Source organism: Kribbella qitaiheensis (assembly GCF_042657745.1).
Classification (GTDB): Bacteria; Actinomycetota; Actinomycetes; order Propionibacteriales; family Kribbellaceae; genus Kribbella; species Kribbella qitaiheensis.
In genome coordinates this window covers 18,561-37,811 of the sequence record NZ_JBHSKE010000057.1, presented here as the reverse complement: position 1 = coordinate 37,811, position 19,251 = coordinate 18,561, and the positions used below count along the sequence as shown (strand labels likewise).

Sequence of the window (19,251 nt, the reverse complement as noted above, 5' to 3'; positions counted from 1 at the left end):
GCTTCAGGGGAGTCCCGCTCATGCCGGGCGGATGTTCTGGTTCAGGTGGAACACGTTGCCCGGGTCGAATTCGCGCTTGACCTGAGCCATCCGGTCGTAGTTCTCCTTGCCGAACCCGGCTACCACCCGATCGTGCCCCTCGTCGCCGATGAAGTTCAGGTAGACGGCACCCGTTGCCCACGGCTTCATGTCCTTGCACAGGTCGCGAGCCCAACGGATGCCGGCGGCATCGTCTGCCGCGTCGCTCCACAACCCGAACGGGTGGATCACCCAGTCGGCCTGGCGGTGCGGCAGCGGCCACTTGTCGGCATCGCGCGCCACCGCTCCGCCCCAGGGCGCCACCAGTTGCTGGGACGGGGACGGGTGCGGCATGTCCGCCGCGCGGTCGCAGAAGGCCTTCACCGCTTCGTCTGGGAACTCGCTCAGGTGCTCAGCGGACCAGTAGTTGCGGAATCCTGGCGGATCGTCGAGGGCCGACTGCGCGGCGGCGTACGGCATCTCGGCGACCATCTGCCCTTCCGGCGCAAGGGCGAACATCGGCGCGAATGCCTCGCGCGTCTCCGCCTCCGTCCCGGCGTTGAAGGCCGCCGCCCCTACCAGTCGCTCGCCCTGCAGGTGTTGCGGCACGAACTCCTCGGGCGGCCCGGTCAGGTAGATCACGCCGCCGCCCAACTCCTCCGGCGCACCGGCGTCCATCAGGTCGCGGTACGCACGGATGACCTCAGGTCCGGACTCGGCCGGCCACAACAGGATCGCGAGCGTCACAGCCGGCAACGGCCGGAGCCTGAACGTGAGTGCGGTCGCCACCCCGAAGTTGCCGCCGCCACCGTGCAGCGCCCAGAACAACTCGGTGTTCTGGTTCTCGTCGGCGATCACCGTCTCACCCTCGGCGGTGACCAGTTCGACTGACACCAGGCTGTCGCAGGCCAGGCCGAACTTCCGTTCCAGCCAGCCCGAACCGCCACCGAGCGTGAGGCCGGCGACACCCGTGGTCGACACGCGACCGCCCGTGGTGGCCAGGTTGTACGGCTGACAGGCGCCGTCGAGATCCCCCCAGGTGGCCCCGCCCTCGACCCTGGCGATCCTGGCGTCCGGATCGACCTGGACCTTTGTCAGCTTGCGCAGGTCGACGACGATGCCGCCGTCCGTCACCGCGGCGCCGGCGACGCTGTGGCCGCCGCCGCGGACGGCGATCTCCAACCCCTCCGTGACCCCGTAGCGCACCGCCGCTGCGACGTCCGCCGCGGACTCGCACTGCGCGATCATCCCGGGCCGTTTGTCGATCATCGAGTTGAACACGGTCCTGGCCTCGTCGTACGACGGATCGCCCGGGCGCAGTACTCCCCCTTGGAACCCGACAGGCCGTTGCATCGTGTCAGACATCGGGAACTCCCCCTTGAATAGCCGTTCCCCAGTGGACAAGCCCGATGCTGCCCGTCATCCGGCGGACCGGTCAACGCCTTTCCGCTTACCGCACCATCACGCGAATCCCCTGCCTACCAAGGGTTTTCACCCGATCACGGCTCGTCCGCCCTGACTTCTCGTGACCGCCCTCTAGACTGCCCGTCATGACAGGGCCGGCCCCGGAACGCCCGCTGACACCCTCGACGGACCGCCGCCGGTACGACGGCACCCGTCGGCAGGAGGGGGCCCGGCAGACCCGGCTGCGGATTCTCAGCGCGGCCGAGGACCTCTTCACCACCTCCGGCTACGCCGCCACCACCATCACCGAGATCGCCGCGGCCGCCGCCGTCGCACCCCAGACCGTGTACTCCGCGTTCGGTACCAAACGGGCGATCCTCAAGGAACTGGTCGACACCAGGATCGCCGGCAACGATGAGCCGGTCCCGGTGATCGAGCAGCCTTTCGTGCAACGGATCCAGGCCACGCCCGACGTAGTGGAGAAATTCAGGATCTTTGCCGAGCACCTGCGCGAGGTCCACGAACGCACGGTCGACGTACTCTCGGCCCTTCGCGCCGCGGCGGGCTCCGACCCAGATATCGCCGACCTCTGGCGGACCATGCTCGAGCAGCGCCGCTCCGGCCAGGGCCAGTTCGCGCAGCACCTCTTCGAGACGGGCCGCCTTCGCACCGACCTCGACGTGCCGGCAGTGGCGGACATCATCTCGACGCTGATGGACCACGAGCTCTACCGGATGCTGGTCCGCGACCACGGCTGGTCGCCGGCGGCCTGGGAAGCCTGGTTCGCCGACCTCCTCAGCCGTGACCTGCTGAGGTCTTGACGAGCCTCGCAATTTAGGAGGAGTCTCACTCTATCGAATGTAGGGGGACTCGCTCATGAACATCTGGAAGGTGCTCTACCTGGTCGGATTCACTCCGTGGGAGCAGACCGGGGAACTCGGCGCGGCGCAGATCGAACGACTGCTGGCCCGCGAGGACGACAGCGGCGGCCCGAAGAGGGCGCTCGACATCGGCTGCGGCCGGGGTGGCCACTCGATCGAACTGGCCCGGCGCGGCTGGCAGGTGACGGGGATCGACTTCGTGCCGCGGGCGATCAAGCAGGCACGCAAGCGGGCCCAGGCCGCCGGAGTCAGCATCCGGTTCGAGGTCGGCGACGCGACCGAGATGTCCGCCGTGGCGGGGACCGGTTACGGCTTCCTGATGGATCTCGGCTGCTTCCACAGCCTCACCCCGGCCCAGCAAGCCGCCTATGCGCGACAGTCCGCTGTGGTCGCGGAGCCCGATGCTGCGCTGCTGATTTTCGCCTTCACCGGTACGACCGGGCGCGGCATGCCCGACGGTGTCGATCCGGACGAGGTGGAACGGCTCTTCGCGGACTGGAAGCTCACCGACACCGAACCCGCCGTACTCCCGGACCGGCTGTCCAAGCTCTCCGCCCGGTGGATGCGATTCCAGCGGCAGCCGCTTGCTAGCTAGGCTTCACGGTATGAGTGGCGTAGAGGTGCGACCGGTCGCGGTGCTCGGTGGGGCCGGGCAGGTGCTCGGCGAGGACGAGGTCACCAGGTTCATCCACGAGTCGCTGGCGGAGGCTGGGCTCGACGGCAAGAGCGTCTGCGTGATCGTGCCGGACGCGACCCGGAGCTGCCCGTTGCCGCTGCTGCTGACGGCGGTGCACGGAGCCCTGACCGGACGCGTCAGCCGGCTGACCGTACTCGTTGCCCTGGGCACCCATGCGGAGATGACGCCGGCCCAATTGGAGGCCCACCTCGGCGGCTCGTACGACGGGGTCACGGTGCTCAACCACGAATGGTGGAAGGAAGACACCTTCGTCGACCTCGGCACGATCAGCGCGGACCGGGTCGGCGAGATCTCCGGCGGCCTGCTGCACGACGCAGCCGCCGTGAGGCTCAACCGCGCCGTGGTCGAACACGATGTCGCCCTGGTCGTCGGGCCGGTGTTCCCGCACGAGGTGGTGGGCTTCTCAGGCGGCAACAAGTACTTCTTCCCCGGGGTCGCCGGCCAGGAGGTCATCGACCTGTCCCATTGGCTCGGCGCCCTGATCACCAGCGCGGGCATCATCGGCACGCCGGGCAACACCCCGGTGCGCACGTTGATCGACGAGGCCGCGTCGCTGATCCCGGCGGAGAAACTCGCGCTGAGCGTCGTCGCCCAGAGCGGCACGAACTCCCTGCACGCCATGGCCTTCGGCGACACGATCTCCTCCTGGCAGGCGGCGTCCGCGGTCTCCGCCGAGACCCACATCCGCTACCTCGACAAACCAGTACGCCGGGTCGTCTCGCTGATGCCGTCCCGTTACCAGGACATCTGGACCGCGGCGAAAGGCTTCTACAAGGTCGAGCCGATCGTGGCCGACGGGGGCGAGGTCATCCTCTACGCGCCGCTCGTGACCCAGTTGGCGGCGATGCACCCGGAGATCGAGCAGATCGGGTACCACTGCCGCGACTACTTCCTCGGCCAGTGGGACCAGTTCCGCGACGCCCACTGGGGAGTCCTCGCGCACTCCACTCACCTCCGCGGGGCAGGCACCTGGGACCCGGTGAACGGCGAGCGCTGCCGCGTCGACGTCACCCTGGCCACCGGCATCCCTGAGGACGTGGTCCGCCGGGCGAACCTCGGCTATCTGGATCCCGCGGGCCTCGACCTCACGCAGTACGAGAACGACCCCGAGACCCTGGTGCTGCCGAACGCCGGCGAGATCCTGCACCGGCTCCGCTGACATTTGACGTGACTCGCCGGTAACCTTCCCCGCATGGGACAGACCGAGGTCGCGATCGTCGGGTCCGGGTTCGCCGGACTCTGCATGGGGATCAAGCTGCGGCAGGCCGGGTGCGAGGACTTCGTCATCCTGGAGAAGGCCGACGAGCTCGGTGGCACCTGGCGGGACAACACCTATCCCGGCTGCGCGTGCGACATCCCGTCGTACCTGTACTCGTTCTCGTTCGAGCAGAACCCGCGCTGGACCCGGATGTTCGCGCCCTGGGACGAGATCCTCGCCTACCTGAAGCACTGCGCGACGAAGTACGGGATCGCCGACAAGATCCGGTACGGCGCCGACGTCACCGAGGCCGCGTACGACGAGGCGACCGGCCGGTGGACCGTCACGATCAACGGCACCGAGACCCTCGACGCGCAGGCGCTCGTGGCCGGCGTTGGCAATCTGCACCAGCCCAAGTTCCCGGACCTCGCGGGGCTCGACTCGTTCGCCGGCAACGCCTTCCACTCGTCACAGTGGGACCACGACAACGACCTCACCGGGAAGCGCGTCGCCGTGATCGGCACGGGCGCTTCGGCGATCCAGTTCGTACCGCAGGTCGCCGAGCAGGCCGCGCAGCTCGACGTCTACCAGCGAACGGCTCCCTGGATCACGCCGAAGCCCGACCGGGCGATCGGCCCGCGCGAGCGCGCCCTGCACGCGCGCTTCCCGGCGGGACAACGGGCGATCCGGGACGTCATCTTCTGGGGTCTGGAGGCTCGCGGTCTGGGTTTCGCCGGCTCCCCCAAGCTGATGAAGGGCCTCGAGCTCCAGGCCAGGCGTCACCTCCGCAAGCAGGTGCCCGATCCGGAGCTCCGGGCTCGTCTCACGCCGGACTACCAGATCGGCTGCAAGCGGATCCTCCTTTCGAATGACTACTACCCGGCGCTCGCGCGGGACAACGTCGACCTGATCACCACGGCCATCTCCCGGGTGACGCCGACGGGCGTAGTCACCACCGACGGCGTGGAACGGCCGTGCGACACGATCGTGCTCGGCACCGGCTTCGAGATCTCCGGCAACCTGACCCGGATGGGCATCCTCGGCCGCGACGGCATCGATCTCGGCGACGCCTGGAAGCGCAACGGCATCGGCGCCCACCTCGGGATCGCCGTCGCCGGGTTCCCCAACCTGTTCCTGCTGGTCGGGCCGAACACCGCACTCGGCCATTCCTCGATGGTGTTCATGATCGAGGCCCAGGTCCGGTACGTGATGCAGGCCCTGGACCTGCTCAGGCGACGCAACGCGGCATCGGTCGAGGTACGCGAAGAGGCCCAGGAACGGTTCGTGCAGACCGTCCAGGCCGACCTCGACGACACCGTCTGGCAGTCCGGCTGCAACAGCTGGTACCTCGACGCGCAAGGCCGCAACTCCACCATCTGGCCCGACTTCACCGTCTCCTACTGGCGCCGCACCCGACGCCTGGACCCGTCGGACTACGTCGTCGTCAGCTGACCCCTGGCCCCGGCCGGGGTTCTCCCGGAGTACTACGGGAGGAGGCGGCCGGGTCGCCGTACGACTATGGGTGGAGACGAAGACAGGTCCAAAGGCCGACGATTTCCGGCCGTCCGCGACGGATCCTTGAAACATGAGCCTCCTCCAGATCCTGAGCACAGTCGTCATCGTCGGCGGTGTCCTGATCACCGCCCTGATCGCCATCATCCCCACCGTCGTCGACCGCTGACCCCACCGACCGACGCGGCCGGATGATGCCGACGCCCGACGGACCCACTCTTGGTGGGTCCGTCGGGCGTTGCTGCGTTCCGTGGTCTTCACACGGTGTTGCCTCAGGCAACGGAAGTATGAGCTGCGAGCGCGCCGGTGCTACCGCGGGAGGAGCGCAAGACCGGCCCGGAGACCGATGGCCGGCAGCCTTTCCCGAAGGACTCTTGAAGTATGGAAATCCTTCAGATCCTCGGAACAGCAGCGATCGTCCTCGGCATCCTCGTCACGATCCTGATAGCCATCGTCCCCACCGTCGTCGACCGCTGAGTCCCTGGTGGTGCCGAAGCCTCATAGGCCGCGCAGCGTCTCCTCGAACTCGGCCACCAGGCCCTCGCCGGGGTAACGTCGACGCAGCTCCTGGTCCAGTTCCCCGCCGACCATCTGCAGATGCAGCTTGCTCTGCCGATCGCCCTCGAGCCCGCTCCTGCCCAGCTCGACGGCCTGCTCCAGATCACCCCGTCGGCCCGCGACGATGCCCAGGGTGATCCGGCACTCAGACACCCTCATCGGACTCAGCTCCACCCCATCCGGCGTGATGTTGTCCCGGATCACGGTGCGCGCGTACTGAGTCGCCTGCTCGTCGTCTCCGGCGATCCGGTGAACATCCATCGCGTAGTAGTCCCACTTTGCCGGGTCGACCTTGAAGTGGTTGTCGGGACGGCCGGGGTACGGCAGTCGTTCGAGCATCTCTTTGCCGCTCTCGAGCAGCGAGTGGAGACCGGACTCACCGAGTCGCGCCTTTGCCTTCGCCTCCTGCGCGATCAGCTGGACGTGCACGCTGCTGGTCTGCGCGACAGCCTGACCCTTCTGAGCAGCCTCGACGGCGTGGCGGAAGCGGCCCTGCGTGAGGGCGAACCACGCCGTCATCTCGTGCCCCCAGCCGGCGATCTCGGGGTGACCGGCCTCGAGCCCGAGCTGCATCGCCGCCGTCCGGGTGGACTCGGCCGCCGTACGCATGCCCAGGTCGTACTCCACACAACCGGCCAGCAGGGCAAGCCAGCCACCAGCAACAAGCAGTTCCGAGTGTGCCCGCAGGCCGACCGGCCGACGGAGCAATCCGGCGACGTGTTGAAGCCAGCCCTGTGCCTCCTGGCGAAGCTCCATTGCGTCACGGTGGCTGTACTGGCAGCAGAGCTCCTCGATCGTCGAGTGAAGGCTCTCCAGCGTTCCCCTGGTCGTGTCGCTGGCCTGCATCCGCTGGACCAACTCAGCCGTCTGCCAAGGAGTCCGGTCCAGCTTCGAGACCGTGTCGCCGCGCGCTGCCGCGATCAGCTCACCCTTGGCCCGCAACGCCTCGTCGCACAACCGACTCCCAAAGCTCACACGACCCAGTGTTCCCCACGGGATGTGTCTGCGCGCGGCTACAGGTGAGTCGAGGATGGCGCCGAATGGCTGGTCGGGTGACCCGGCCGCGAACCCTCAGCCGATCGACAGGTGGCCGAGCAGGTCCTGGCGGGTTAGGACGCCGACTGGCTTGCCGTCGTCGAGGACCATGAGGGCGTCCTTGCCCTCCAGCAGTTCGACCGCTCTCGCTACGGGCTCGCCCGCGCCGAGGGACGGCAGGGCCGGGTCCATGTGCACCTCGACCATGTCGGCCAGCCGGGCCTTGCCGGAGTACAGGGCGTCCATCAGGGTCCGCTCGGACACCGCGCCGGCTACCTCGGCCGCCATCACCGGGGGCTCGGCCCGGACCACCGGCATCTGGGAGACGCCGTACTCGCGCAGGATCTCGATCGCCTCGGCGATCGTCTCGTGCGGGTGGGTGTGCACCAGCGGCGGCATGCTGCCGTCCTTGCCGGCCAGCACCTCACCCAGCGTCGTCCCCTGCCGGGCGTGCGCGAGGAACCCGTACTGCGCGAGCCAGTCGTCGTTGAACACCTTCGTCAGGTAGCCGCGGCCACCGTCCGGCAGCAGTACCACGATCACGGCGTCCGGGTCGTCGAGCTCGTGCGCGAGCTTGATCGCGGCGGCCGCGGCCATCCCCGCGGAACCACCGACGAGCATCGCCTCCTCGCGCGCCAGTCGCCGGGTGACCGCGAACGAGTCTGCGTCGGAGATCTCGATGATCCGGTCGCAGATGGTCTTGTCGTAGGTCTCGGGCCAGAAGTCCTCACCGACACCCTCGACCAGGTAGGGCCGGCCGCTGCCCCCGGAGTACACGGAACCCTCGGGGTCCGCGCCGATGATCTGCACGCGGCCGCCGGAGACCTCCTTGAGGTACTTGCCGGTGCCGCTGATCGTGCCGCCGGTGCCGACCCCTGCGACGAAGTGGGTGATCTTGCCCTCGGTCTGCTCCCAGAGCTCCGGGCCGGTGGTCTCGTAGTGCGACAGCGGGTTGTTCTGGTTCGCGTACTGGTTCGGCTTCCAGGCGCCCTCGATGTCGCGGACCAGCCGGTCGGAGACGTTGTAGTACGAGTCCGGGTGCTCCGGTGCGACCGCGGTCGGGCAGACGACCACCTCGGCGCCGTACGCCTTGAGCACGTTGCGCTTGTCCTCGCTCACCTTGTCCGGGCAGACGAAGACGCACTTGTAGCCCTTCGCCTGGGCGACCATCGCCAGCCCGACGCCGGTGTTGCCGGAGGTCGGCTCCACGATCGTGCCGCCGGGCTTGAGCTCGCCGGAGGCCTCGGCAGCCTCGACCATCCGGACGGCGATCCGGTCCTTCACGGAGCCGCCGGGGTTCAGGTACTCGACCTTGGCGAGCACCAGCGGTTTCGCGCCGTCGGTGGTCTTCGAGAGCCGCACCAGCGGGGTGTTGCCGACCAGGTCCAGGAGTGAGTTCACGTAGCGCACGCATCTCACTGTATGGGACATGTGCCGCCACAGCGCCATCGCCATCGCTTCGGCGGCGGCGGTGACGGGTCACGCAGCGCGTCGCTTCCCAAATTTCGCTTGCGTCGGCGTCACAGCGTGTAATCCTGGTCCTATGACAAAAGCCCGGGCCGCCAAGAAACTGGCCCAGGCCGCAGCCTTCGGTGGCGGGGGACTCGGACTGATCGGAGCGACGCTGTACGGCGTACTGACCGCGGAAGCGCGGTACGCCAAACACGTCATCGGTCCGATGAAGGCTCACCCGGCCAAGGGCGACGGCCTGTACGGCCGGTACCCAGGTCACCCGATCACGCTCGCGATGATCGGGGACTCCAGCGCAGCCGGATACGGCACCTCCTCACCCGACGAAACCCCCGGCGTGTTGCTGGCCTGCGGTCTCGCCGAGCTGGCGAAGCGCCCGGTCCGGCTGGTCGACGTGTCCCGGACGGGGGCGAAATCCAACGATCTGGCCGGCCAGGTCGACACGGCGCTGCTCGCCGGCCCGCACGTGGCCGCGATCCTGATCGGCGTCAACGACGTCAAGTCGCAGATGCCGCCGTCGACCTCCGTCCGGCTGCTCGACGGCGCGGTCCGCCGGTTGCGGGCCGCGAACTGCGAGGTCGTGGTCGGCACCTGCCCGGACCTCGGCGTGGTCCGGCCGATCATGCCGCCGCTGCGCCAGGTGGCCAGGTCGTGGAGCCAGCGGCTCGCGGCCGCCCAGACGATCAGCGTGGTCGAGGCCGGGGGCCGCACGGTGTCGATGGGCTCGCTGCTGAGCGAGGCGTTCCGGACCAACCCGTCGATGTGGGGCCCGGACAACTTCCACCCGTCAGTGACCGGGTACGCCGCTGCCGCGGCCGCCCTGCTGCCCTCGGTCGCCGCCGCCGTCGGGGTCGGCCCGGAGTCCTTCGTGCACCCCGAGTCGTTCCGGGGCGAGGCCGTTCTGCCGATCGCCGAGGCCGCCGTCCAGGCCGCCCGCACGGCCGGTACCGAGGTGGCCGCCGCCAAGGTCGCTGGTAATGACCGTGGCCCGCGTGGACGTTGGGCCCAACTGCGGCACCGGCGCCGTCATCCGAAGGCCGATGTCGACCGGGTCGAGGAAGACCTCGCCAGCCCGGCGCACGCAGTACCTGTTGGGAAATAGCGCGTCCGCTGAGCGAGGACTTTCATACTGGAGGTCTTGATTTGCCTCGTTGTCCTGGTGCACAGTCGATAACTACGCAGTACCCCGATGACGGGAGGCGAAGATGGGCTTGAACCACTCCGAGGAGACGCACCAACGTCTGGTGCAGAAGGTGCCCGAGTGCACCGGACGCGAGATGACAGAGTGGTTCAGGTTGATGAACGACGGACCGTCGTTCCTGCGCTTCGATGAGCGGGTGAGATGGCTATTGACCGAGTACGCCCTCGCTCACGGGCACGCCACAGCCATCGTCCATGAATACGACCTGGTCAGAGCGCACAGGCGAATGGGCTGACGAGCCGAACGGAGTCTGAATTTAGCCGAAGGCCTGCCCTTTCAGGTGGAGGGGCAGGTCTTCGTTGCTGTCAGCACCCTCTCACCGTGAGCTGCCGGCGTCAGACCACGCAGAAGTCGTTCCCTTCCGGGTCGGCCATCCAGAAATGGTCGAGTGAGCCGTTCTGCTCGACCTCGCCGTTCACCGTCGCCCCCGCCGCGACCAGCCGCTCGACCTCCTGCCTGATCCGGCTGTCCCTCAACTCCTGAGGCTGAGCACGGCCACCGCTCACCTGGAGATCCAGGTGCAGCCGGTTCTTCGTCGTCCGCGGCTCGGGCACCTTCAGGAACGAGATCGACGGCAGCCGGCCTTCGGGATCGGACACGTTGGCCCCGTCGTTCCACTCCTCCTCGGGCACCCCCTGCTCCACCAGCCACGACTCCCAGGTGTCCCAGCCCTCCGGCGGATCAGCCTCCACGTAGCCCAGCGCAGTACACCAGAACCGCGCCACCAGCGCCGGATCCGTACAGTCGATCGTCATCGTCCACCTGGTCGTCATGCGCCAACTCTGGCAAGGCTCACCGACAGTTCCCAACCAGCGGTTCCTGCGGTCTGCGGTTCCCGGGCATGCGAAAGGCCCGGTTCCTCCACCTGAAGGAACCGGGCCTCTCGAGTCAGCTAGCCGATGCTAGTCGGCCGGTCAGTCCCCACCGCGCAGGATCGCCAGGATCCGCAGCAGGTTCCAGTACAGCCAGACCAGCGTGACGGTCAGACCGAACGCGGCCCGCCAGGCCTCGCTCTGCGGGGCTCCGGCGCGGACACCCTGCTCGACCATGTCGAAGTCGAGGATCAGGTTGAACACGGCCAGGCCGGCGCCGAGCGCGGCGAACAGCAGGCCCATCGCGCCGAACCCGCCGATGCCGGTGTTGACGCCGAACAGGCTGGCGACGAAGTTGATCAGCAGCACGCCTACGAAGCCCATCGTGCCGATGATCACCATCTTGGTGAACCGCGGTGTCACCTTGATCGCGAAGTACTTGTACGTCGCGAGCGTCAGGCCGGCGGTCACCATCGTGGCCAGGATCGCCTGGACGATGATGCCCGGGTCGCCGACCCAGTTGGCGATGAACTTGCTGCCGATCCCGAGGAACACGCCCTCGGCTACGGCGTACACCATCAGCAGCGCGGGGTTGATCTTGCGCGAGAACGACAGCACCATCGCGATCGCGAACGCCAGCAGCGCGCCGGCCAGGAACACCGGCGTCACCAGGTTGTCGGGCGTCGTGAACCATGCGACGAAGGCCGCCGCGACGACAACACCCAGCGTGATCGAGGTCTTGACGATGACGTCGTCCAACGTCATGGGACGGCTGGCTGCGGGTGCTCCCTGGTACTGCTGGGGCGGCATACCGGGCCCGCCGTACTGACCGGGCTGACCGTAAGGACCCGGCTGACCGTACGGAGCGGCCCCGGGATAGGCCTGGCCTTGGCCAGGCGCAAATGCACTCGACCGGTTCAGGACCGGGTTACTGCTCTGCATGTCATCCTCCTGATGACCCACTGTCGACCCGCTGTGGGTCGTGTCGCGATACTACGGGGCCACCCTTAACAACGCCTGAGGAACACCTACGTGTTCCCCAACCGTGTCACACAGGTTGCAAAACCCAACCAGCTCAAGCATTTGGGCCCTCATTGGCCAGCCAGCGCAGCCGCTCCGGGGCGTGCGGCGGCGCCCCGTTCCACAGCCAGCGGGGGTGAAAAGGAGGCTTGCGGGCGGCATACCACTGCAATGCCTCGACGACCTGCTGCCGGCCAAGGACCTCGACCAAAGCCTGGTCCGAGCGCCGAGTGAACCACCGCGACCAGGTCCCGACCAGCAGGATGTGGAGAACCGCCATCCCCGGGTAGGCGACAGCGAAGCCGAGCACTCCTGCCAGCAACGCAGAGGCGACATATTGGCCGGCGATGAGCACCGCCGAGAGAGAAGCCACACCACCGATGACGGTCTCGGACCTCTTGATCCAGCGGCGATGCCGTAGCAACCCTGCGCGAGCCTGAACGAATTCCTGGGTGATCAAGAAGTCCCGCACGGCGTCCGGGAACATCTCGTCCACATGGTCGTGCAGCACCAGCGTGCCCGGCCCGGCGCCGTCTGTTCGGAGGCAGATACATGCCTCGCTGGTCGTACCCTCGCCCGGGCTGATCGATGGCATCGGATAGCCGACTCGGCCTGCCAGTTCACCGACCCGGAGAAACAGTTCTGCGTCATTCACCCGCGCATGATCCCGTCTACGGGGCTCTGGCGCCAGAGTGCTGCAGCTTGCTGCAGACGCGGCACGGCGTCGTACCTGTATGGGCAAGTACGACGCCGGGACCGGTGGCCACCCAGGATGTGGTTCTTCCCGCAGGCCAGTTCAGGGGTGCTTCAGGGGTGGTTCTGGGGAGTCTCCTGCGACGCGAGCGCGGCGCCGACCTGGTCGGCCAGGGCGACCGCGACGAGGCGCTGCTCCAGATCGGGCCGAGCGATCCGGGTCGCCGCGGTCAGCAGGAACCGGCCGCGGACGATCCCGGCGTGCTGCACGACCAGTTCGATCTCCGAGTCCGTCGGCAACCCGTCCCGCTCGACCTTGTACTCATGCTCGCCGCGGGTCACGGACCCGTCCGGGTTCAGCTCGGGCTCGTCGGGCCGCTTGCCGTTGACAACGAACCGGCACCCGTCGATCCCCAGTACTGCGGTCAGTTCCGCGCGCACCTGATCGATCACGTCATCTGTGGAACCGCCACGCGCGACCGCGTGCGAGGTGGTCATCACGCCGGCCAGGTAGCCGGTCTGCCGGCTGGCGCGGGCTTGTTGCCGTCGGCCCCAGAGTGCGATCTCCGTGACCGCGGCGCCGATCACCACCAGCAGGATGGTGGTCTCGATGTCTCCGCGGTTCGCGATGGTGAGCCGGTTGTACGGCACCGTCAGGAAGAAGTCGAACCAGACCGCGCTCGACACGGCCGCGACCACGCCCGCCGGCCGGATCCCGAAGGAGGCCACGGCAACGATCACGAGGACCAGCACCAAGGCAGCATTCGCGTTGTCAAAGCTGTGCCGCAACGGCACCAGCCCCGCACACACCGCCAACGGCACCAGAACCGCCGCGGTCAGTACCTGATTGCGGTAACTCTCCACTCCTCCATTGACGCTCACCCCGCCCGAACAATCAACGCTTCTCACTGGACTCTGACAGAGTTCACCTCTTGTCTCACAGCTCTTCGGCACTCTCCCGGGAGCTTCTGAGCCGACTCTTCAGGCCGCGCGCGACCGATGGAGCCGGCCGCCGCCGTCGGCGGGCCCGAAACGCCAGCACGCACGCGGCCACCGACGCCCCAGCGGGCACCAGAGTCCTGAAGTCGAGCGACTCGACCACGGTCCCCGACCACCACCGGCCGTAGTCGGCAACCACGAGGTTCTGGTTCGGATCCAGCGGATCGACGACCAGTTCGACCTTCTCCCCGACCTCGGCTCGGGCAATGTCGAGATCCTCGTCGCTGCTGACCAACCCGACCGTGGCCCGTCGCCGGTCAGGCAGAACGACCTCGACAGTTAACGGCAGCCCAGCCCGGTCCCGCTCCTGGACCTCCACCACCACGCCGGTCGTCACCTGCCCGCGCGTGTCCAGCACGCCCCGCAACCGGTCCTCCGCTACGACCTCGTCGATGGACAACCCGGCGAAAACGATCCCGGCCACCGCAACAAGGCCGAAAAACAAAGGACCGGGTTCTCTCATGCACCCATTCAGCCAGCCTCCGCCCGATTGCGATAGCAACTGCACAAAATCGCAGCTAGCTTTTCCCCATGTCTTCCGAGCAGGTACAGGCCGTGGAGCGCGTCCGCCCGCCCGAGGCCGCGGATGAGCGGGCCACTTTGAGCGGAATCCTCGATTTTCTGCGGGACACCGTGGTGAACAAGGTCGCCGGTCTCAGCGATGAGCAGGCGTTCGGGCGTCCGGTCGCTGCGTCCGCCCTGACTCCCGCGGGGCTCGTCAAACACCTCACGGGCGTCGAGCGCTTCTGGTTCGCCATCGACTTCGCCGCCACCGACGTCGAGTGGCCCTGGTCCGAGGAGAACCCGCACGGCAACTTCCCGATCGCCCCCGGTGACACCCTCGCCGCCCTGGTCGCCGACTACCAGGCCGAGTGCGCCCGCTCCCGCGCCATCGCCGCCGCCGCCTCCTTCGACGACCTGGCTCGCGGGGAAGATATGGCGTTCAACCTCCGCTACGCCGTCACCCACCTGATCGAGGAAACCGCCCGCCACCTAGGCCATCTGGACCTCCTCCGAGAAGCCACCGACGGCACAGTCGGCGAATGACCGAGACCCCCGGACCGAGAAGTCGGCCTTCTTCTCCCGCCTGGCCTGCACCTAGGCTCAAGTCATGAAGCTGCTGTTCGGATGGCGCGGCCGGGTTCGGCTGTGGCCGAAGTTCGGCCCGGACCAGCTGCCTTTCCTGTTCAACGGTGGACCAGGCGTTATCAAGGGCATCTCGACCGACGCCCTCGAAGCCCTCATCGCCAAGGCGACCCAAACGCCGTACGCCAGCGCGCGGGGCCGTCCCGAGTGGCTCGATTATCACCGCAACGAACTAGGCAACCACTATGTCGTCCTGATGACCCGGCAGGACCACAACCTCTGCCGCTGCGTGGTCATCACCGAGCTCCGAGACCGCCCGACGGGCTTCTACTCGCTCGACATGCGGCAGCGAGACTTCGCCGCGCTCACCGACATCTCCCCAACCCAACTGGTGGACCTAGCCCACCGGTACCTGGCCACCGCCGAACACGTCCCAGTCGACGAACGCGAATGGAACCACCTCCCCGACCAGCCACACCCCTGATTCTGTCGGTCCGGCTGCGTACCGTAGGCGCTCCTTGGGGTGGGTCTGAAGGGGAGGGCCGATGCAGCACGTATCCGACGACGAGCGCCGTGCTCGGCTGGCCGTTCGGCACGCGCTGGCGCCTGGCGCTCGGGTCGACTCGCCGGAGGCGGCGACCCGGGCGATGACCGTGTTGCACGCCACCGAGCCGGCGACGATCTACCTGTCCTGCTGGGCGCGTGTCGGGTCACTCGAGGTCGAGGACGTCGACCGGGCGCTCTACGACGACCGCAGCATCGTGAAGCAACTCGCCATGCGCCGCACCCTCTTCGCGTTCCCACGCGACCTGCTGCCGGCGGTCTGGCCCAGCGCGTCCGCCAGAGTCGCGGGCATCGAGCGGGCCCGGATGACCAAGGACGCCGTCAAGGCCGGACTTGCCGAGGACGGCGGCGACTGGCTCGACCGCGCTCGCGCCGAGGTTCTCGCAGTACTCGCTGACGCACCAGACGGCCGCTCTTCCCTCGACATACGGCAAGCAGTGCCGATGATCGACGTGAAGGTGCCGCTGGCAGCAGGCGCGACCTGGTCGGCGTCCGGAGTTCTCACCCATCTCGGCGCCACCGCCGACATCGTGCGCGGCACCAACACTGCTCACTGGCGTACTGCGCGGCCGCGTCTGACCCTGATGCGGCACTGGCTCGGCAACGTCCCCGCATCTTGGAAGGCCGCCGACGGCTACCGCGAAATCGTGCGTCGCTGGCTCCACACCTTTGGCCCTGGCACGGAAGCCGACCTCGTCTGGTGGCTGGGCGCCACCAAGACCGTAGTACGGGCGGCTTTGATCGAACTCGATGCCGTCGCGGTCTCCCTCGACCACTGCGGCACTGGCTGGCTGTTACCCGACGATCTCGACGAGGTACCCGACCCTGGCCCGTGGGTAGCGCTGCTGCCGGTGCTCGACCCGACCGTGATGGGCTGGCAAAGACGCGACTTCTACCTAGGCGCGTACTCCGACCAACTCTTCGACGGCCGCGGCAACGCCGGCACAACAGCCTGGGTCGACGGCAGGATAGTCGGCTGCTGGACCCAGGACGCCGCCGGCGCAGTACAAGTGCGGCTGCTGGAGCAAGTCTCCTCCCCCGCCCGTCGCGCCCTCGACGCCGAAGCCTCCCGGTTAACCACCTGGCTCAACGGCACGCGCATCAGCACCGCCTACCCATCGAAAGCCATGAAGTCCAACTGACCACCCTGATCACGCCGCTCCGATCAATCCTGGCAGCACGGTCCGCGAGCTGCAGCGCCGCCTGCGGAGTTTCCGCAGCTGATCCGTGGCATCGCCGATGTCTCGGAACGCCACAGCCAGAACACTCGAAGGATCAGTCACCGATTCGGAGGTAGTGAGATGGACTCCCTTGCGGACCAAGCTGAACAGCTGACAGGTACGCAACTGAAGTCGATGCGATGGGTGGTCGGCCTCAACGGCCTGCTGTCGATCGCGTTCGGCGTTGTGATCCTGGCCTGGCCCGGTATCAGCCTCTATGCCCTCACCATTCTCTTCGGCGCGTACACGTTGGCAAGCGGGGTTGTCGGGCTGGCCTACTCGTTCTCAGCCGGCGCGAACCGCGAGCGCGGGTGGCTCATCGTCTCGAGTCTGCTCGGCATAGCCGTCGGCGCTGCCGTGCTGATCTGGACCGGCATCTCCACGCTCGCACTCCTCTACGTGATCGGCGCGTATGCGATCGCGCTCGGCATCATCGCCATCGGCGGCGCGTTCTGGCTTCCGATCGACGGCAGCGACACCGCCCTGATGAGTCTCAGCGGCGTGGTCTCGACTCTGTTCGGCATCGTGATCTTCACCAGGCCCGGCACGGGTGCGCTGGTGACGCTTGCGCTGATCGCCGCATTCGCGCTCGTCGCCGGCGTGACCCAGTTGGCCGTCGCGATCGGCGGCAAGCGCCTGCTCGACGGCGGTCTGAAGGGCGCGGTCGAGCGCAACCCGAAACCGCAACCCTCGCACTGACGCTAGGAGGTCAGATGGACACCACACCGAAGAAGACCAAACCGCACCACCCTGCAGTCCTCGCACAAGAGGCTCAGAGGGCCGCCGATATCCAGGTACGCATCGCCGACGCGATCACGTCGTACGCCGGCTCCATGCCGTTCGTGTACGTCCACATCGTCGTCTTCGCGGTCTGGATGATCTTCCTCGAGTCCAAGCCCTGGCCGATGCTCACCCTCGTCGTGTCCCTCGAGGCTATCTTCCTGTCGACCTTCGTCATGATCGGACAGAACCGCCAGGCCACGTTCCAGCAGGCCAAGGCCGATCACGATTTCAACGCGCAAGAACTCGAGCTGAAGACCAACACCGACATCACCCGCCAGATCCACTCCCTCACCAAAGAACTACACCAACGCCTCGTCGACCAGCCCCACTCCTAGCCCCACCAGCGGGCGTTTCTTGGCAGCGCGGTCTGGATCGATGACCGACCCAGATGCGCGGCCAAGCCACTCATCGTGACTTTGAATCCGTCGGCTCTGAAGTTCGCTGCCAACGCCGCCGCGTTGCGGACACCGAGTTTGTGTTGTGCGCGCCCTTCCTCTCCGTCCCAGGGTGCGGCGCCGCCGGTCTTCACGGGCTGGCGTACGTCGTCGACGTCGATGTATGCGCATCGCACTGTTGACTCCGCCAGGGCTCGTGCGGTCACGGTCTTGCCGACAGCAGGGCCGCCGGTGAGGAGCAACGGGCGAACGCAGGCATGTGCCCGAGCCTAGTTGGAGAATTCGCTGACGCACTCGGCAGTCGGGCGCACCATCTGCCGGCAGATGCGTACGTTTCGCGCAAGCGTTCAGTTCACGCAGAATTCGTTACCGTACGGGTCTCGCATGACCGTCCAGGACTCGCCTGACTCGTCGTGGCGAGCGACGACGGTCGCACCCAGACCCGTGAGGCGCTTCACCTCCTTGTCGCGGTCGTCGGCAAGCAGATCGAGATGGACACGGTTCTTTCCGTGCTTCGGTTCCGGGACTTGGATGAACAGCAGACGTGGTGCTCCGTCGGCGGGCAGGTTCACCCGCGCCGCAGTGCCCCAGTCGCCGTCGAGTTTCGCAGCGAACGCGGTGGCCCACCAGCGGGCGACCGGGCCGGGTGGCACGTCACAATCGACCGTGACGTTCATCAGGGAAAGACTCATGATGATCAGTGTGGTTCAACGTAGCCCGCTGGTGAATGCCGCGCGGCCATCCTCGCGAGGGCGGGGGGAGCTGCATAACTAGCGCCGTAGACGGTGCCTTGGTGACACAGTCGGTCCCAGAGCTCATCCCAAACGCCTCGGTCGTCGCCCGTCCTGGCTCACGGATCGACGGTACCGGGCGCGCCGCGCTGTCGTCGGCATGACCGCACGCATCGCGGCAGTTGAGTGCGTTTGGTCCGTGCGGCGTCAGCGGCGCCGGCGACGCGAGTCCGCGTTCACCCGAAGGGCGCGGAGGTCGATCACGCGAGGTGTGCCCGGCGCCACCTTGTGCCGAGAGTCTGCCGCCTGCCACGCTCCACAGGCCGTCAACCCGTGAGGACCTGCGGCCGACGTCCGCTTGTCAAGAGGCCGGGCGCCCACTCGCAGGCGAAGAGCATTCAGCGGCCGAAATCCGGTCCGGACGACGGCCGCCACTGCCGCCGGATCAGCCCGTACACCCACGAATCCGACACCTCGCCGTTCACGACGCAGTCTTCCCGCAACGTCCCCTCACGCACGAATCCGAGCTTTTCCAGAACGCGGGCAGATGCCGCGTTGCGCGTATCAGCCTCGGCCTGGACTCGATTCAGGTCCAGCGTGTCGAATGCCCACTGCAGCAAGGCGCGCGCGCCCTCCGTCGCGTATCCGTGGCCCCATGCCGCATCGTCGAGGCAGTAGCCCATCGACGCGCTGCGATAGTCGGGGTTCCATCGGGTCAGACTGCACCAGCCGATGAACGTCTCATCGGAAACACGATCCATGGCCAGCCGTGCCCCGCTCCCTTCCTCAGCCATCTGCTCGCACGCCGCGATGAAGCGCTCGGCGCGCGCACGTTCGCTCCAGGGTGGCGAGTCCCAGTAGCGCAGCACGTAGGCGCTGCTGTGCAGCGCGAAGAGGGCATCCGCGTCCGCGCTGGTCACGGGGCGCAATCGCAGGCGGGCGGTGTACAGCGTGGGGGTGGGCAACGACATGCG

The 19,251-nt window shown here is 67.5% G+C and carries 21 protein-coding genes; 11 read left to right on the top strand and 10 right to left on the bottom strand.

What is annotated here, in order from left to right; all coding sequences use genetic code 11:
* Nucleotides 1-18 precede the first annotated feature (18 nt).
* Nucleotides 19-1,383, bottom strand: coding sequence for an FAD-binding oxidoreductase (locus ACFPJ1_RS33530; RefSeq protein ID WP_380110189.1), 1,365 nt, complete (start codon nt 1,381-1,383; stop codon nt 19-21).
* A gap of 185 nt (nt 1,384-1,568) precedes the next feature.
* Between ACFPJ1_RS33530 and ACFPJ1_RS33525 the strand changes: the two genes are divergently transcribed.
* Genes ACFPJ1_RS33525 through ACFPJ1_RS33510 form a run of 4 tightly spaced genes read left to right on the top strand, consistent with a single transcriptional unit; the run spans nt 1,569 to nt 5,650 of the window.
* A complete protein-coding gene (locus ACFPJ1_RS33525; RefSeq protein WP_380110188.1) occupies nt 1,569-2,243 on the top strand; it encodes a TetR/AcrR family transcriptional regulator in 675 nt (224 codons plus the stop codon).
* Between the two features lie 55 nt (nt 2,244-2,298).
* Nucleotides 2,299-2,898 carry a class I SAM-dependent methyltransferase gene (locus ACFPJ1_RS33520; protein WP_380110187.1) on the top strand — a complete coding sequence of 200 codons (600 nt, stop codon included), beginning with the start codon at nt 2,299-2,301 and terminating at the stop codon, nt 2,896-2,898.
* A gap of 10 nt (nt 2,899-2,908) precedes the next feature.
* On the top strand, nt 2,909-4,159 hold the full coding sequence (locus tag ACFPJ1_RS33515; RefSeq protein ID WP_380110186.1) for a lactate racemase domain-containing protein: 1,251 nt from the start codon (nt 2,909-2,911) through the stop codon (nt 4,157-4,159).
* Nucleotides 4,160-4,192: 33 nt separating this feature from the next.
* Entirely contained in the window at nt 4,193-5,650 is a 1,458-nt protein-coding gene (locus tag ACFPJ1_RS33510) for a flavin-containing monooxygenase (protein ID WP_380110185.1), read from the top strand.
* Nucleotides 5,651-6,208: 558 nt separating this feature from the next.
* Here the strand turns inward: ACFPJ1_RS33510 and ACFPJ1_RS33505 are convergent.
* A complete protein-coding gene (locus ACFPJ1_RS33505) occupies nt 6,209-7,243 on the bottom strand; it encodes an XRE family transcriptional regulator (RefSeq protein ID WP_380110184.1) in 1,035 nt (344 codons plus the stop codon).
* Nucleotides 7,244-7,339: 96 nt separating this feature from the next.
* Complete coding sequence (locus ACFPJ1_RS33500; protein WP_380110182.1) at nt 7,340-8,713, bottom strand: cystathionine beta-synthase; 1,374 nt, start codon at nt 8,711-8,713, stop codon at nt 7,340-7,342.
* A 133-nt stretch (nt 8,714-8,846) separates the two neighbouring features.
* Between ACFPJ1_RS33500 and ACFPJ1_RS33495 the strand changes: the two genes are divergently transcribed.
* Both ACFPJ1_RS33495 and ACFPJ1_RS33490 read left to right on the top strand, forming a co-directional pair.
* Complete coding sequence (locus tag ACFPJ1_RS33495; protein WP_380110181.1) at nt 8,847-9,875, top strand: SGNH/GDSL hydrolase family protein; 1,029 nt, start codon at nt 8,847-8,849, stop codon at nt 9,873-9,875.
* A 103-nt stretch (nt 9,876-9,978) separates the two neighbouring features.
* Entirely contained in the window at nt 9,979-10,209 is a 231-nt protein-coding gene (locus tag ACFPJ1_RS33490; protein ID WP_132193009.1) for a DUF4287 domain-containing protein, read from the top strand.
* 100 nt (nt 10,210-10,309) lie between these two features.
* Here the strand turns inward: ACFPJ1_RS33490 and ACFPJ1_RS33485 are convergent, their stop codons facing one another.
* From ACFPJ1_RS33485 to ACFPJ1_RS33465, 5 genes are all read right to left on the bottom strand, one after another.
* The gene (locus ACFPJ1_RS33485; protein ID WP_380110178.1) at nt 10,310-10,747 is read right to left on the bottom strand and encodes a VOC family protein; all 438 of its coding nucleotides are present in this window, start codon (nt 10,745-10,747) and stop codon (nt 10,310-10,312) included.
* A 141-nt stretch (nt 10,748-10,888) separates the two neighbouring features.
* Nucleotides 10,889-11,728, bottom strand: coding sequence for a Bax inhibitor-1/YccA family protein (locus ACFPJ1_RS33480; protein WP_380110176.1), 840 nt, complete (start codon nt 11,726-11,728; stop codon nt 10,889-10,891).
* A 133-nt stretch (nt 11,729-11,861) separates the two neighbouring features.
* On the bottom strand, nt 11,862-12,461 hold the full coding sequence (locus ACFPJ1_RS33475) for a hypothetical protein (protein ID WP_380110174.1): 600 nt from the start codon (nt 12,459-12,461) through the stop codon (nt 11,862-11,864).
* Nucleotides 12,462-12,613: 152 nt separating this feature from the next.
* Complete coding sequence (locus ACFPJ1_RS33470) at nt 12,614-13,363, bottom strand: DUF4118 domain-containing protein (RefSeq protein ID WP_380110172.1); 750 nt, start codon at nt 13,361-13,363, stop codon at nt 12,614-12,616.
* Between the two features lie 73 nt (nt 13,364-13,436).
* Nucleotides 13,437-13,922 carry a hypothetical protein gene (locus ACFPJ1_RS33465; RefSeq protein ID WP_465261094.1) on the bottom strand — a complete coding sequence of 162 codons (486 nt, stop codon included), beginning with the start codon at nt 13,920-13,922 and terminating at the stop codon, nt 13,437-13,439.
* Nucleotides 13,923-14,029: 107 nt separating this feature from the next.
* On the opposite strand from ACFPJ1_RS33465, the gene ACFPJ1_RS33460 reads away from it, so the two are divergent.
* The 5 genes from ACFPJ1_RS33460 (at nt 14,030) to ACFPJ1_RS33440 (ending at nt 17,486) form a co-directional block, all read left to right on the top strand.
* Nucleotides 14,030-14,545, top strand: coding sequence for a DinB family protein (locus tag ACFPJ1_RS33460; RefSeq protein WP_380110167.1), 516 nt, complete (start codon nt 14,030-14,032; stop codon nt 14,543-14,545).
* Between the two features lie 64 nt (nt 14,546-14,609).
* On the top strand, nt 14,610-15,068 hold the full coding sequence (locus tag ACFPJ1_RS33455) for a hypothetical protein (protein ID WP_380110165.1): 459 nt from the start codon (nt 14,610-14,612) through the stop codon (nt 15,066-15,068).
* 61 nt (nt 15,069-15,129) lie between these two features.
* Entirely contained in the window at nt 15,130-16,290 is a 1,161-nt protein-coding gene (locus tag ACFPJ1_RS33450) for a winged helix DNA-binding domain-containing protein (RefSeq protein WP_380110163.1), read from the top strand.
* 159 nt (nt 16,291-16,449) lie between these two features.
* Nucleotides 16,450-17,067 carry an HdeD family acid-resistance protein gene (locus ACFPJ1_RS33445; protein WP_380110161.1) on the top strand — a complete coding sequence of 206 codons (618 nt, stop codon included), beginning with the start codon at nt 16,450-16,452 and terminating at the stop codon, nt 17,065-17,067.
* 14 nt (nt 17,068-17,081) lie between these two features.
* Entirely contained in the window at nt 17,082-17,486 is a 405-nt protein-coding gene (locus ACFPJ1_RS33440; protein WP_380110159.1) for a DUF1003 domain-containing protein, read from the top strand.
* A gap of 407 nt (nt 17,487-17,893) precedes the next feature.
* On the opposite strand, the gene ACFPJ1_RS33435 is transcribed toward ACFPJ1_RS33440, so the two are convergent.
* The gene (locus ACFPJ1_RS33435; protein WP_380110156.1) at nt 17,894-18,238 is read right to left on the bottom strand and encodes a VOC family protein; all 345 of its coding nucleotides are present in this window, start codon (nt 18,236-18,238) and stop codon (nt 17,894-17,896) included.
* 437 nt (nt 18,239-18,675) lie between these two features.
* Nucleotides 18,676-19,248: a GNAT family N-acetyltransferase gene (locus ACFPJ1_RS33430; RefSeq protein WP_380110153.1), complete on the bottom strand. Its 573-nt coding sequence runs from the start codon at nt 19,246-19,248 to the stop codon at nt 18,676-18,678.
* Between the last annotated feature and the right edge of the window lie 3 nt (nt 19,249-19,251).

Bases quoted from the DNA above. Each gene is read 5' to 3' on its own strand.
- ACFPJ1_RS33455 (WP_380110165.1), top strand. From the start codon at position 14,610: ATGAAGCTGCTGTTCGGATGGCGCGGCCGGGTTCGGCTGTGGCCGAAG.
- ACFPJ1_RS33460 (WP_380110167.1), top strand. From the start codon at position 14,030: ATGTCTTCCGAGCAGGTACAGGCCGTGGAGCGCGTCCGCCCGCCCGAG.
- ACFPJ1_RS33495 (WP_380110181.1), top strand. From the start codon at position 8,847: ATGACAAAAGCCCGGGCCGCCAAGAAACTGGCCCAGGCCGCAGCCTTC.
- ACFPJ1_RS33510 (WP_380110185.1), top strand. From the start codon at position 4,193: ATGGGACAGACCGAGGTCGCGATCGTCGGGTCCGGGTTCGCCGGACTC.
- ACFPJ1_RS33525 (WP_380110188.1), top strand. From the start codon at position 1,569: ATGACAGGGCCGGCCCCGGAACGCCCGCTGACACCCTCGACGGACCGC.
- ACFPJ1_RS33490 (WP_132193009.1), top strand. From the start codon at position 9,979: ATGGGCTTGAACCACTCCGAGGAGACGCACCAACGTCTGGTGCAGAAG.
- ACFPJ1_RS33530 (WP_380110189.1), bottom strand. From the start codon at position 1,383: ATGTCTGACACGATGCAACGGCCTGTCGGGTTCCAAGGGGGAGTACTG.
- ACFPJ1_RS33515 (WP_380110186.1), top strand. From the start codon at position 2,909: ATGAGTGGCGTAGAGGTGCGACCGGTCGCGGTGCTCGGTGGGGCCGGG.
- ACFPJ1_RS33445 (WP_380110161.1), top strand. From the start codon at position 16,450: ATGGACTCCCTTGCGGACCAAGCTGAACAGCTGACAGGTACGCAACTG.
- ACFPJ1_RS33430 (WP_380110153.1), bottom strand. From the start codon at position 19,248: ATGTCGTTGCCCACCCCCACGCTGTACACCGCCCGCCTGCGATTGCGC.
- ACFPJ1_RS33485 (WP_380110178.1), bottom strand. From the start codon at position 10,747: ATGACGACCAGGTGGACGATGACGATCGACTGTACGGATCCGGCGCTG.
- ACFPJ1_RS33450 (WP_380110163.1), top strand. From the start codon at position 15,130: ATGCAGCACGTATCCGACGACGAGCGCCGTGCTCGGCTGGCCGTTCGG.
- ACFPJ1_RS33440 (WP_380110159.1), top strand. From the start codon at position 17,082: ATGGACACCACACCGAAGAAGACCAAACCGCACCACCCTGCAGTCCTC.
- ACFPJ1_RS33520 (WP_380110187.1), top strand. From the start codon at position 2,299: ATGAACATCTGGAAGGTGCTCTACCTGGTCGGATTCACTCCGTGGGAG.
- ACFPJ1_RS33480 (WP_380110176.1), bottom strand. From the start codon at position 11,728: ATGCAGAGCAGTAACCCGGTCCTGAACCGGTCGAGTGCATTTGCGCCT.
- ACFPJ1_RS33435 (WP_380110156.1), bottom strand. From the start codon at position 18,238: ATGAGTCTTTCCCTGATGAACGTCACGGTCGATTGTGACGTGCCACCC.